7 protein-coding genes and 1 pseudogene are annotated in these 14,321 nt (G+C 41.5%); 7 read left to right on the forward strand and 1 reads right to left on the reverse strand.

Annotated features, from left to right (window positions below; translation table 11 throughout):
* Positions 1-1,825: 1,825 nt before the first annotated feature.
* Positions 1,826-4,159: pseudogene (locus V7L01_RS35540) on the forward strand (GAF domain-containing sensor histidine kinase); the annotation flags it as partial.
* A 245-nt stretch (positions 4,160-4,404) separates the two neighbouring features.
* On the forward strand, positions 4,405-7,347 hold the full coding sequence (locus V7L01_RS33975; protein ID WP_335042729.1) for a two-partner secretion domain-containing protein: 2,943 nt from the start codon (positions 4,405-4,407) through the stop codon (positions 7,345-7,347).
* A gap of 103 nt (positions 7,348-7,450) precedes the next feature.
* Here the strand turns inward: V7L01_RS33975 and V7L01_RS33980 are convergent, their stop codons facing one another.
* The gene (locus V7L01_RS33980) at positions 7,451-7,660 is read right to left on the reverse strand and encodes a hypothetical protein (RefSeq protein ID WP_335042730.1); all 210 of its coding nucleotides are present in this window, start codon (positions 7,658-7,660) and stop codon (positions 7,451-7,453) included.
* 33 nt (positions 7,661-7,693) lie between these two features.
* Between V7L01_RS33980 and V7L01_RS33985 the strand changes: the two genes are divergently transcribed.
* The 5 genes from V7L01_RS33985 to V7L01_RS34005 all read left to right on the forward strand — a co-directional run bounded on the left by V7L01_RS33985 (position 7,694) and on the right by V7L01_RS34005 (position 14,257).
* Positions 7,694-10,408, forward strand: a complete 2,715-nt coding sequence (locus V7L01_RS33985) for a CHAT domain-containing protein (protein WP_335042731.1) — start codon at positions 7,694-7,696, stop codon at positions 10,406-10,408.
* Between the two features lie 69 nt (positions 10,409-10,477).
* Positions 10,478-10,600 carry a hypothetical protein gene (locus V7L01_RS33990; protein ID WP_335042732.1) on the forward strand — a complete coding sequence of 41 codons (123 nt, stop codon included), beginning with the start codon at positions 10,478-10,480 and terminating at the stop codon, positions 10,598-10,600.
* Between the two features lie 538 nt (positions 10,601-11,138).
* Positions 11,139-11,564, forward strand: coding sequence for a hypothetical protein (locus V7L01_RS33995; protein WP_335042733.1), 426 nt, complete (start codon positions 11,139-11,141; stop codon positions 11,562-11,564).
* A 313-nt stretch (positions 11,565-11,877) separates the two neighbouring features.
* Positions 11,878-12,189 carry a hypothetical protein gene (locus V7L01_RS34000; RefSeq protein WP_335042734.1) on the forward strand — a complete coding sequence of 104 codons (312 nt, stop codon included), beginning with the start codon at positions 11,878-11,880 and terminating at the stop codon, positions 12,187-12,189.
* 427 nt (positions 12,190-12,616) lie between these two features.
* Positions 12,617-14,257 carry a GspE/PulE family protein gene (locus V7L01_RS34005; RefSeq protein WP_335042735.1) on the forward strand — a complete coding sequence of 547 codons (1,641 nt, stop codon included), beginning with the start codon at positions 12,617-12,619 and terminating at the stop codon, positions 14,255-14,257.
* The last annotated feature ends 64 nt before the right edge of the window (positions 14,258-14,321 follow it).

Raw genomic sequence — 14,321 nt, forward strand, 5'->3', positions numbered from 1 at the left:
ACAACTTCAAAAGTTGCCTGACATCACGCAAAATATTGTGAAACTGGCAGCCTGTATCGGCAATCAATTCGATTTGGCGACGTTGGCGATCGTTTATGAAAAGTCGCAGGCAGAAACCGCTTCAGACTTGTGGAAAGCACTGCAAGAAGGATTTATCATTCCTACGAATGAAATTTACAAGTTTTATCAGGATTCCTCATTGGGGATTGGTCATTTGCAAATGACAAATGACAAAGCGCAAAGTCTGAGCGGAGGTTTCCTCCGATCAGAACTTTGTAAGAGAGGACAAATGACGGTTTACAAATTCTTGCACGATCGCGTCCAGCAAGCTGCTTATTCCCTGATTCCAGACGCACAAAAACAGATTGCTCACCTAAAAATTGGGCAACTATTACTGATTCATACGCCTGTTGCCAAACAAGACGAAAAATTATTTGAAATTGTTAACCAACTTAATATCGGCAAATCCCTAATTGTCGATCTATCTGAGCAAATACAACTCGCCCAACTCAATCTGAAAGCTGGACAAAAAGCCAGAGCCGCAACTGCCTATACAGCCGCATTTGAGTATTGCACTACAGGCATCGCCTTGTTAGCTGAGAATATCTGGCAAACCCAGTATGAGTTAACCTTAGCCCTCTACGAAGCTGCCACTGAAGTCGCTTACCTGAGTGGCAACTTTCAGCAGATGACACAATTTGCGACAGTCATTACAGAACACTCTAGAAATTTGTTGGATACGGTCAAGGTCTATGAAGTTCAAATTCAAGCTGCTCAAGCCCAACATAAATTTATAGAGGCAGTGCAAATTGCCCTAAAGATTGTAGAGCGTCTAGGAACAAGTTTTCCGGAGCAACCCAGTCAATTAGATATTGCACAGGCATTCGAGGCGACTAAATCGATCCTGGATGGAAGGCAACCGTTGGACTTAATGACTCTGCCCCAGATGTCAGACCCGAATAAGTTAGCAGTTGTAAGGATTCTCGCCGCTGTCTCTTCTGCTGCCTTTGTTGTAACTCCAGCGCTCTTACCGTTTATTGTCCTCGAACAAGTAAATTTATCCGTTCAATATGGCAATAGCTCATTTTCTGCAATTGGCTATGCCTACTATGGAATGATACTTTGTGGGATAGTAGGAGAGATTGACTTTGGCTATGAGTGTGCAAAACTAGCACTTTTATTGCTCGAACATTTCAATGCCAAAGAACTGAAATCCAGAGTCTATGTCGGAATTTATTGTAGTGTGTGGCATTGGAAAGAGCCGCTCAAGAACTCCTTACCGTTTCTCCGGGAAGGCTACCAAGTTGGGCTGGAAACAGGAGATTTAGAATCGGCTGCTATTTGCGGATTCATATATATCTCATACTGTTGGTTTATGGGTAAAGAATTAAACGATCTTAGCCGAGAGAGCGCTGCCTTCCGAGAGCAACTGGCACAGCTAAACCAAGAAGGTCTTACTAGCCATCTGACCGTTTTTCAGCAACCAATTTTGAATACGATCGGCGATTCTGCTGAACCTTGGCAGCTTACTGGAAATGCCTTTAATCGAGAGGAAATTGTGCCAGCCCTCCAGCGATCGGGGGATCGGACTGCGCTGTATTATTTCTATGCCAACCAACTTGGTCTGTGTTACATTTTTGGCAAGTTTGAGTTGGCGGTGTCAGCTGCGATCGCCGCTGAAAACTATATCGGTGGTGCTACAGGCTTATTTATAGTTCCGCTCTGCTACACCTATGATTCTCTAGCCCATCTGGCAATCTATTCTCAGGTTTGTGAGGCACAACAGCAACACATTCTGCAACGGGTGGCTAAAAATCAGGAAAAAATGAAAAAGTGGGCCGATCGTGCTCCAGAAAATTACCTGCACAAATTTTATCTAGTTGAAGCCGAACGATACCGGGTTTTAGGGCAGAAATCAGAGGCATTAGATTTGTACGATCGCGCCATAACTCTAGCTAAAGAACATGGCTACATCCAAGAAGAAGCGCTTGCCAACGAACTAGCTGCCAAATTTTACCTTGACTGGCGCAAAGAACCGATTGCTCAGTTATACATAACCCAAGCCTACTACGGCTATGCTCGTTGGGGCGCTAAAGCCAAAGTCGCCGACTTGGAACGACGCTATCCCCAACTCCTCGCCCCCATCTTAGAGCAAACCCGTTCTCCCCTGTCAACCAACGAAACTATCTTCACATTGGTGAGTGTCACCTCCACCAGTTCTGCCACTTCCACTAGTACCAGCATCTCTGTTGCTTTAGATTTAGCTACCATTCTCAAAGCTTCCCAAACCCTTTCAGGGGAAATCGAACTCGAAAAACTGCTTTCGGTATTGCTGCATATCGTCATTGAAAATGCAGGAGCAGATAAGTGTGTGTTCATGCTTTTGGAGTCAGGTCGTTTGCTGATTCAGGCGCTAGCACAGCTTTCCCTTAGTGTCACATCTCTACAGAAAAAAGGAATTGCTCAAGTCGATTTTTACCCAATGTTGCTCAACCCAGAGCCTGTTGAAGACTCTGTTGATGTGCCAATTAGCTTAATTAATACCGTCAAACGCAGCTTACAACCAGCAGTGATTATTGATGCAACGGTGCAGCTTCAATTAATCAATGACCCGTATATTCAGCAACAGCAGCCCAAGAGTATCTTATGCATCCCGATTTTGCATCAGAGTAAGTTGCTTGGCATTTTATATCTGGAAAATAACCTAGTAACTGGAGCCTTTACGAGCGATCGCGTCGAACTGCTGAACTTACTTTGCGCTCAAGTCGCCATCTCTTTAGAAAATGCCCGACTGTATGCCAGAGAGCAAGAAAAATCCCAGTCATTACAAGCATCACTAGAACAATTAAAACAGGCTGAAGCATCTCTAGCTAAAGAACGAGAGTTTTTGAATGCAATCATTGACAATATTACAGATGGGATTATTGTTTGTGATTCTAGTGGCAAATTGACCTTATTCAATAACGCAACTCGTGAGTTTCATGGCTTACCAGTAAAATCATTACCACCAGAAGAATGGGCAGAACACTTCGATCTCTATCAACCTGATGGTCAAACACCTTTATCAACAACAGAAATCCCTCTGTTTCGCGCCTTGCAAGGGGAAATAGTCGAAAATGCCGAAATGGTAATTGTGCCGAAGCATGGTTTAGTGAGAACTTTGTTAGCCAGCGGACAAGCAATCTTCGATGCTTCGGGTAACAAAGCCGGTGCGGTAGTTGTAATGCGAGATATTAGCGATCGCAAACTTGCTGAACTTGCCTTGCAACAAAAATCACTTGATTTGCAACAAGCATTGAACGATTTACAAAACGCCCAATTACAAATTGTTCAAAGCGAAAAAATGTCAGCACTGGGCAACTTAGTTGCAGGCGTTGCTCACGAAATGAATAATCCCCTTGGTTTTATTGCTGCCAGTCTCAAACAAGCTAAACCTACCATTGCTGATATTGTTGAACACTTAAAGCTTTATCAAGAAAGTTTACCCAACAAAAATAATGAAATTCTTGACCATGCCGAAGAAATCGACTTGGATTATAGCTTATCAGACTTGCCCAAGATGATTGATTCGATGATGATAGCCTGTGACAGGCTCAAAAATATCAGTACCAGTCTCCGCACTTTCTCCCGTGCAGATCAAGACTACAAAGTACCTTTCAATATCCACCAAGGCATTGATAGTACCATTCTCATTCTCAAACATCGTCTGAAGGCAAATGAACAACGTCCCGCCATTGAAGTTATCACAAACTACGGTAATTTACCTCAAGTAGAATGTTTCCCTGGTCAATTAAATCAGGTATTTATGAACATCCTAGCGAATGCTATTGATGCCTTGGATGAATCAAATACAGACCGGAGTTTTGGGGACATTAAAGCCAATCCTAATCGGATTATAATTACCACCTTATTACAAAACAAACAGGTTGAGGTGAAGATTGCTGATAATGGTCAAGGCATGACTGAATCAGTCAAACAAAAAATATTTGACCATTTATTTACTACGAAAGCTGTCGGTAAAGGTACAGGATTAGGATTAGCGATCGCCCAGCAAATTATAGTGGAAAAACACAACGGTTCGCTCTTGGTAAATTCTACACCTGGGGAGGGAACTGAACTTGTCATTACCTTGCCGATTCTGGTTCCGACTTTGGGTTAATAGACTTCTTGTAGAAGTGGGGAAAAGGTTAAGGGGTAAAGGGGTGAAACCCCTATTATTACGTTATTTTTTAAAAGTTTGTGGTTTACCGATATTGAAACTTGCGTAATATTACGGAAGTATTTTTACTTGCTAGTAGCTTTCAATTGTGAAAATGCAAAGAGCCAAATTTTTTTGGTTCATTTGGGCGATAGTTGTATATTGCTGAATGTGGTTACTAAAAATTGAGAGTACTAAGTTTTTTCATGTTGATTACCGCGTTCGGCGTGCCCGTGTCACAGATATTCAGTGGCGTCCAGAACAAGGCAATAGCTGAATTTATCCCCCAAATTACCCCAGATAATACCCTTGGGAGCGAACATTCTACAGTCACACCACAAAATCAGCTAGTTGACAGAGTTGATGGCGGAGTAATTCGCGGTATAAATCTCTTTCACAGCTTTCAGGAATTCAATATTGGCGAAGGAAGAAGTGCATATTTCGCCAACCCAACAGGGATTGAGAACATTATTAGCCGAGTTACAGGAGGAAATCCTTCACAGCTTTTGGGAACCTTGGGTGTATTGGGAAAAGCTAACCTATTTTTAATCAACCCCAACGGCATTATTTTTGGGGCAAATGCCAAACTCGATGTCAGTGGGTCATTTGTAGCCAGTACAGCCAGCAGTCTGGTTTTTGCTGATGGTACAAAATTTAGTGCAACTAATCCGCAAGCCCCACCCCTGTTGACGATCGAGGTTCCCATTGGCTTGGAATTCGAGAATATACCAGGGGCTATTAGTTTACAGTCAGCGCGTTTAGTTGTGCAGCCAGATAAAACCCTGGCGCTAGTGGGTGGTAACGTCAGTTTAGACAATGGCACAATCCTAGCGCCAGGGGGTCGAGTCGAGTTAGGGGGATTGGCGCAAAAAGGCACGGTAACGCTAAATCAGAATGGTAGCTTGAGCTTTCCTAATGATTTAGTTCGCGCCGATGTTTCCCTAACTCAGGGTTCACAAGTCAATGTCCGGGCTGGCGATCGCGGTAGTATTGCGATCGCCACTCATAATTTAAATATTGCTCAAGGAAGTACCTTACGCGCAGGGATTGCATCTTTTCGAGGTGCTGTTGAGAGCCAGGCGGGAGATATTGACATTAATGCTACAGAGACAGTCACCCTTGATGGTACTGGTAGCTTTATTTCTAATGCGGTGCTGTCTAACGCCAAAGGTAAGGGCGGTAATGTTAATTTAACAGCGCGATCGCTTGCTGTAACTGGGGGTTTTCAAATCTTTGCTGGTACTTATGGGCAAGGAGATGTCGGCAATGTCAATATTAATGTTGGCGATACGGTACTGTTTGATGGTGTCGGGACAAATGGGATTAATACTGGTGCCTATAGTTCGATCGCCGAGGGTGGTACAGGTCGGGGAGGTAATCTCAATATCATCGCAAAGTCTCTTACTGTGACTAACGGGGCGATTCTGGAAGCTAGTACGGTTGGGCAGGGTGATGCTGGTAGTGTGAATATTTCTGTCCGTGATACAGCTTTATTTGATGGCGAGGCTGCTGATTTTAATCGAGTATCGACCTCTGTATTCAGTAGTGGTGTATACAGTCGCGTCGCTTCCCTGGCAGTGGGAAATGCTGGTACTGTCAATATCACAGCCGGAACAGTCAAAGTAACCAACGGTGCGGTTCTGACAAGCAGTACGGCAGGCAAAGGAAATGCAGGCAATGTAATTATTAATGCTAGTGATATTGTCTTTGATGGCGATGGTCGTTTTAACGATAGTCCGGGATTTGGATTTTTTCAATCCAGTGGTGCCTTCAGTAGTGTAAAAAACAGAGGTCAGGGAATTGGTGGTAATGTCATCATTAATGCTGATTCTTTATCCTTGAACAAGGGTGCTGTCATCGTTACCAGCACTCGCGGCCGTGGAGATGCAGGAGATATTTTGATTAATCGGGCTGATACTGTAACTATCGCTGGCTTTGCTGGCGATGGCTATTCTAGTGGATTTTATAGCAATACCGAACCTAGTGCAATTGGTGAGGGAGGAGAAATTACAGTTAATGCAGCAACTTTAAGGGTGCTAGATGGAGCCGTAATCAATGCCTTAACTGCAAATGCAGGCAGGGGAGGCAGTATTGTAATTAACGCTCAGACCTTAGAAACTACTAATGGCGGACAAATTCTTACCACTACTCGCAGCAGTGGCAATGCAGGTAATATCACACTTAATGTTTTAGCTAGTATAACCTTGGCTGGTAGTGATTTGAGTTATAGCGATCGCGCTCTGAAAAATATTCAAATTGGTGTGGATACATTTACTAATCAAGGTGCTGCTAGTGGGGTACTAGCTAATACGGGTGTGAATGCAACCGGGAATGGTGGTAATGTATTCATTTTCTCCAAAGAAGTAAATCTAAGGGATCGAGGTGTAATTACCGTCAGCAGTCAAGGTTCTGGAGTAGCTGGAAATATAGAAATATCAGCCGGAACCATCAACTTGCAAAATCAAGGTGCGATTACAGCAGAAACAAGATCGGCTAATGGTGGGAATATTATCCTACAAGTGCATGACTTGCTGTTAATGGGCCAAAATAGCTTAATATCTACCACTGCTGGCACTGGACAGGCTCCTGGAAATGGTGGGAATATCAAAATTGATGCCAGAAATGGTTTTATTGTTGCTGTTCCCCAAGAAAACAACGATATTATTGCAAATGCTTTTGCAGGTAAAGGCGGTGTCATTCAAATTAACGCTCAAAAAGTCTTTGGATTAAAGTCCCGCGAACAGCTAACTCAACAGAGTGATATTACAGCTTTTTCAGAAACTAATCCGCAACTTAATGGCGTGATTGAAATTAACACACTCGGTATCGACCCAACTCAGGGATTAGTGAATTTGCCAAGCGAACCGCGTAGCGTCGAAATTAGCGAAGGTTGCCAAGTAAGACCGAGTAATGCAAAACGGGTGCGGTTTGTCAATGGCGGACGTGGAGGAATACCAACGCGCCCAGAAGAACCACAAAATGTAGAAATGTTTTTGACGAGATGGATTGATTTGGATGACGATAAAGAAGCAGAATTAAACACAACTGTCGGCGAGAATTCTTCACCCACTTATGCCATTATCAATCTCTCAAATGGTGCAACGGGTACAACAACCACTGCTACAAGTTCCACCTGTCAAGGAAAATAGGTTAGTAATGTAGGGTGGAATGGCACTTACTTAAGCAAAAGTTGTTGCCCAAATCCCCGACTTCTTGAACAAGTCGGGGATCTAAATTCTTGGCGTTGCTGAATCAAGGGATGATTCTTGTAGGGTGGGCGACACGAGCGCCCTGAAATACAAGGGACGGGCAAGATGCCCATCCCACAAAACTAGCAAAATCATCCCGCAAATATGCAACGCCAAATCCTTGATAAATCGTCAGCGATCGCTCATGACAAAATACACTAAACTGCTTCGTAGGGTAGGATTTAAGTCCAAGCTGATGAAAATACGGTATCACCTGTTGGCTCTGGGTTTGATATTAATGTTATTTGTGGTTAAGATACCGGATGTAATTGCCCAGACACCTACTCTACAAAGCAATCAAATCTCCACTGAAGTACAACAGTTGGTACACCAGGGTAAAGAAGCATATAATTCCAGCAGTTACTCTCTGGCTATCAAGTTATTACAACAAGCATTGCAACTTGCCACAACTCGTAACAGTGGCGATCGCACTCAAGCTCCGATCCACAGCAATCTGTCTTTAGCATATCAGCAACTTGGCGATTGGGATGCAGCACAACTGCATATATCAGCCAGCCTGCAACTTTTACAACCCTCTCAATCTCAATCGGATTCTCCAGCGCTGCTTAAAATCTACGCGCAATCCTTAGATATCCAAAGTCGCCTTTGGTATGTGCGCGGAAAACCAGAAGCCGCATTAAAAAGTTTGCAGCAAGCAGCGTCCATTTATATGCGTTTGGGAGATGAAGCTCTAAGCATTAGTAGTGTCATCAACCAAGCACAAACACAACAAGCATTAGGTTTATACCAGCAAGCATACAATAACCTCGAACAGATTCAGCAAAGGTTGATGGCATTGCCTAATTCGGCGATTAAGGTTCAAGGATATTTAAGTTTGGGTAACGTTCTGCTGGCTATTGGAGAGTTCAAACAATCGCAAACAACATTAGAGAATAGTTTAGCACTGGCGGAAAACTTGCCATCATCGTCAGCTAAAACTGAAATAAAAAGCGCTGCTTTGGTCAGTTTAGCAAATATGTTTTGGGCAAAGGGAAATTTGGAGCGCGATCGCTACACGACTCGCAACTATAATCATATCCCTTGGCAATGCCAAGAGCGTTCACGAAGTGACTCCAAAGGAGTATCGCTTCCCAATACTGCATTGAAGTTATATCAAAATGCAGCCTTGCAATATCAAAAAGTACTAGCCATACCATCATCTCCATCAATACGAATCCAAACACAGATTAATTACTTGCGTTTGTTGGTGGAAATTGGAAAATTATCCGCAGCACAGGCATTATGGCACGAAATCAAACTTTCTGACTTGCCAAACGGTCGTCAGGCTGTGTATGCAAAGATTAACGCCGCCCAAAATCTTGCGTGCATCTCTCAAAAAACTGCTGCGGATAGTTCTGTATTAGGTGAAATTGATAACTTGTTAGGGACGGCGATTCAAGATGCAAACCAACTCCAAGACTCCCGCGCTTTATCTTATGCCCTTGGTAATCGTGGTGGGTTCTATGAATATCTGGCTGTAGCTGCCGTGCATAAATTACCGCAAAAGTCAATATCAAAAGTAGATCGAGATTACCTATTGGAGAGTCAAAATCTGACGCAACAAGCATTACTCCTGACTCAACCCATGACTGCACCAGACATTGCTTATCAGTGGGAATGGCAGATGGGGAGAATTTTAGCAGCGCAGACAAAAGACGATCGAGCGATCGCATTTTACCAAATGGCTGTAGAAAGCCTTAAATCTGTTCGTAATGATTTGCTTACCATCAATTCAGATGTGCAATTTTCCTATCGAGATAATGTAGAGCCTGTATATCGTGAATTAGTTGATTTACTATTAAAAAATCATCTTAAATCAGCAGCATCTCAAGAATATCTCCAACAAGCGATCGCTAATATCGACGCACTACAACTTGCAGAACTCCAGAATTTTTTACGCTGTAATCTGGTGCAAATACTACCCATCAATCGGGAAAATAATCCTGTTGATCCTAACGCCGTCTTTATCTATCCCATCATTCTAGAAAACCGACTAGAAGTTATCTTTAAGTTACCAGGACAGCATCTAGAACAGTATGTACATTCCATCCCACGGAATGCACTTCAAGATACTGTAATGCAACTCCGCAGCGCCATATATACCCGCAATCCTAGTAAAATTAGAGCCAAATCACAAGTTATTTATCGCTGGCTAATCAAACCCATCGAACCATATTTGCAAGAACATAGCAATATCAAAACTTTAGTTTTTGTCCTCGATGGCGAACTTCGTAACATTCCAATGGCAGTATTGTATGACGAAGAAAAAGAGCAATATCTCATCCAAAAAGATTATGCTCTCGCCTTGCTACCAAATTCGCAATTATTTGATTTAAGTAACTCACAACTTGAAAAGCCAAAGATATTAGCAGGTGGGATAGGAGAACAGCAAGAAAATGTAGAAAACCATAACTTTTCATCCCTCAACATTGATGAATTGCAGCAAATTGCTAAAATCCTCCCAAGCAAACTGTTAATTAATTCCCAGTTCACTCCAGCAAACCTTCACAAACAGTTACAGTCAGGAGTATTTTCCATTGTTCATTTTGTCACACATGGCAACTTTAGTTCCGATCCTGAAGATACATATCTACTTGCCTATCAACAACTTATCAAAGCTAGAGAACTAAATAACTTACTGCGGGATGACACAGTTAATTCCAAAGAGATCAAATTGCTGGTACTGAGTGCTTGTAAAACTGCTGAAAGCGACAATCGGGCAATCTTGGGGTTAGCTGGACTTGCAGTGCGGGCGGGGGCAAATAGCACTCTCTCAACGTTATGGCAAATTAATGATGGTTCGACATCTCACTTGATGGTACAGTTTTATACTGAACTTAAAAAAGGCGGGATTACGAAAGCCGAAGCACTGCATCGAGCGCAGAAAGCACTTTTATTACAGCCTGAGTATCAAAATCCTTATTATTGGGCACCATATATATTAGTTGGCAATTGGTGGTGATAAATATTCCAATTACTCTTGATTTCAGTCCATTGAAACGGACTTGAGCTATTAGCCCGAAATTTATTTATGGGCAGAAAAACAATGCCAAATCAGGATATCAAGGGTGATGTGTTTTACCCCTTGCTAAATGAGCAAGGTTTGTTGGGTAATGCATTGCCTCAAACCAACTTACTAGTGCGACAGGCTTAAAATGTTGGGTTTAAAAAACTCATGAAAACCAAAATTCACTCATTAACAGAATTACTCAACCCAATACATTAAGCTTGCCATGCTATTACGAATATTCTTAACCGAGCAGTATTGCCCCCACTTGGACAAGCTCAGTAACCGCTTGTGGATGCAATTTTTAATTTCAGAAACAATTTTATCCATCAAATTCAAATTTTATTTGGACAAAAAGCTAAACATTTTGTCCAAAATTAGATTGCATAAAAGATATTGGTTACGTAAACTTACCTAAGCAATTTAAAGCAGCTATATTTTTTCGACTGATGATTTTATAGTTAATGTATTTTGTTGATAATTTCATTTACAAATCGTCTTATCCAAAGTTGCATTTACTACTTAGAAAATTAAAATAATGGCTATTTTAATGTCTTTTAAGTTAGCTAATTAATAGTGACAAATTATTTTTTATAAGGTCAAATATTAAATAAGGAAAGAGGAAAAAAAGCCAACTATCACCCAAATTTAACGGGATAAATCTGAAATAAAAGGTACCCTAATTATGATTCAAAAACATTTTCAAAAGATCAATCTTATAGCTATAGCTATAACAGCATCTACTATGGTTAGTACAGGTGTTGTTTCAACTCCTATAATACATAATCAACAACGAGCATTAGCTGGAGTTGATTTAGGTATTGACCAGATCGTATCATCTGCTCGTAATTTTTGGCGTAATTATTACGCTGTTAACTATTTACAGGTATATTATGCTCGTTACAGTTCTCAACAAGTACAACAAATCAAACGACAATATGGTTCGTCTGCAAGTTCAGTTTTTCACAACGGATGTAAGGTAACATTTTATAGCTGGCAAAATGCACAAGGATGGCAGAAAGCAATAATCGATCCATTTGCGTGGTTCTTTTTTGTTCAGCGTGAAGAAAATGGTGTTGTCAATTGCTATATGAGAAAGCCTCAAAACTGATGTAAGTAGGTGAGCGGGAAAATTTACAACTAATATAACGAAATGTAAAACCTCTGGAATTAGCTCTTAGTTGAGCAAAGAGCGCTCTTAACAGCAACAAACCATTTTGGGTTTATTTCCGCCCACCTACTTAGCAATCCTATTTTATTTCCGAACAAGAGGCACAAGGGAAAGGTGTTCTTATCTCATTTAGGATTGCTATTTTAGGTAAAATAAGTATTCTATTGTAGGTAGCGAGGAGTTATTCATTTATTAATAGTAACTTATGGCTTTTTTCGTCAGATATACATAATAGCTTTTGGAATAATAAAACATGAAAATACCTCATAAAGTTTCTTTGCTAGCATCGTTTATTTTATTTCATGTGATCGATAATTTGTTTTTTGTCCCCAAAGCCATTTCTCATAATTTAAAACCAGATTTGAAAGAAGAAATACCTATCTGCTATATAATATACAACAAAAATATCTTAGTCGATTTAACAAAGATTTGTGAAAAAAAATCTACCATTCCGGTATCTAATCAAGCTCAAAACAATACTCTAAATTCATCTCCTCAATCTAATCAGAATAAGAATTCTGACTCTTTTCCCGATGAATTTATTCCCAAAATAGGGAACGAATAAATTAAGGATAATGTAGGTTGGGTTTCATTTCGTTCAACCCAACCTACCCCACGAAAATATTGGGTTTCGTTCCTCAACCTAACCTACTAGCGTGGCAAACTTAATGTATTAGGTTAAGTAATTCTGTTAATGAATGGATTTTGGTTTTCATAAATTTTTGAAACCCAACATTTTAAGCCTATCGCTCTACTACGCAGTTTAAGGTTTTTAACCCTGGATGAACCGTGTTGGATTATATCATGTCCACCTAATTAGTTATAATTCCCGCATTCTGTGCAAAACTGGAACATCTTCTTTCCCTCTGCTTCTCTGCCGTCTTAATGATAAGTCTTTCACTGGACACAATATTAGACTGTGACTAAATCAACTCAGATGGCTTCATTAGTCAATCTGAGTTTTAATTTTATTAATTAAATGAAAAAACTCTATGCAAAGTACCATTAATTTTTTATCCTCTTGGCAACAGCTAAAAAAGGGCGAAATTAACTGCCAACAAGCAATCAGTCTCTTAATCGATGAGACAGGAAAACTCAACCTGGAATTATTAGATTCTGAAGTCAGTTCTCGATTTTTTGGCAAATTTGCCAACCGTCAGGAATTACCCCCAGTTATTCCCCTATTACTCTGGCGCAATTGCTACTATTTGGGGACTCCAGTCACTCCCACATCAGATATAATTCAGAAATTGAGCGATCGCACATCTACAGAAATCAAAATCCTCCCGATCGCTGAAAAAAGCTACAACGCTTGGTATCACACCCAAAACCTCGATTTGAATAAAATCAGTAGCGAATCTCTGATCAATCCCCTCACCCAGATATCAGAATCAGAAAACATTTCCGAACTCACAGAACTCTATCTCTCCAAAGCATCAGACCAAATTGAGCGAGTCAAAACCATTATCAGTGGCGCTTTACGCAACCGTGCTAGTGACATCCATTTAGAACCGATGCCAGCAGGATTAAGAGTCCGCTATCGCATAGATGGCGTATTGCGGACTATTACCACTCTCCCCCTTGAAGTGAGTCGAAAAGTAGTTGTAACTCTCAAAGTGATGGCAGAAATAGATATATCCGAAAGCCGTCGCCCTCAAGACGGACGCATCGGTGAGAAGTATGCAACAAGTGGATCGTTGGAAGTGGGATTAGATATGCGAGTTAGCACTCTTCCTTGCGTAGGTGGCGAAAAAGTAGTAATTCGTTTATTGCCCCAGCGCAATCCATTTTCTAACATGGATGGTTTAGGGTTTTCTGGAACTACATTAGAAACTTACAGAAGATGGTTAAGTCAACCTCAAGGAATGATTATTCTCACAGGCCCCACAGGTTCCGGGAAAACCAGCACTCTGTACACCAGTTTACAAAGAGTAGCTACTGAATCAGTCAACGTGGTGACGGTGGAAGATCCAGTAGAATATGTATTACCAGGTATTACCCAAACCCAAGTCAACGAAGCAGCTGGTATGACCTTTGCTGCTGGTTTACGGGCAATTCTCCGGCAAGACCCTGATGTGATTATGTTAGGAGAAATCAGGGATCGAGAAACAGCAGAAACTGCTATCAGAGCAGCTTTAACAGGACATTTGGTATTTACCACACTACATACCAATGACGCAGTTGGTGCTATTCCTCGCCTCAAAGATATTGGACAAGACCCCAGTTTAGTGAGTGATGCCCTCTTAGGTATTATTGCTCAACGTTTAGTGCGTCGGGTTTGTCCTCACTGTGCAGAACCTTACACCCCAACAGCAGCAGATTTGCAGAGGCTGGGATTAGAAGCAACGAATGCTACAACCACAGGCTGGCGTAGGGGAAAAGGTTGTCCTAAGTGTTTTCATTCTGGCTATTTGGGGCGGGAAGCGATTGTAGAATTACTGGATGTGGACGATCGGGTGCGCGAACTGATTTATGAAGGGACAATGACTGAGCTACATCGCTATCTGAAGGAAATTAACTACACCTCCTTTGGTGTGGCTGCTGCCCAAAAGGTGACAACTGGGGTGACAACAGTAGAAGAAGTGTTAAGGGTTTTGCCCTACAGTGCTTTGTCTGGTAAACATTCTTCCTGAATATGAGTATTAGCGGCTATGGTAAATAGCCGTTTGACAAATGCGATCGCCCTTTAATGTCACA

The organism is Nostoc sp., from assembly GCF_036917095.1.
Taxonomy (GTDB): Bacteria; Cyanobacteriota; Cyanobacteriia; order Cyanobacteriales; family Nostocaceae; genus Nostoc.

Excerpts from the sequence above, each read along its gene's own strand:
- V7L01_RS33975 (WP_335042729.1), top strand. The coding sequence starts at position 4,405 with ATGTTGATTACCGCGTTCGGCGTGCCCGTGTCACAGATATTCAGTGGC.
- V7L01_RS33990 (WP_335042732.1), top strand. The coding sequence starts at position 10,478 with ATGGGCAGAAAAACAATGCCAAATCAGGATATCAAGGGTGATGTGTTT.
- V7L01_RS33995 (WP_335042733.1), top strand. The coding sequence starts at position 11,139 with ATGATTCAAAAACATTTTCAAAAGATCAATCTTATAGCTATAGCTATA.
- V7L01_RS34000 (WP_335042734.1), top strand. The coding sequence starts at position 11,878 with ATGAAAATACCTCATAAAGTTTCTTTGCTAGCATCGTTTATTTTATTT.
- V7L01_RS34005 (WP_335042735.1), top strand. The coding sequence starts at position 12,617 with ATGCAAAGTACCATTAATTTTTTATCCTCTTGGCAACAGCTAAAAAAG.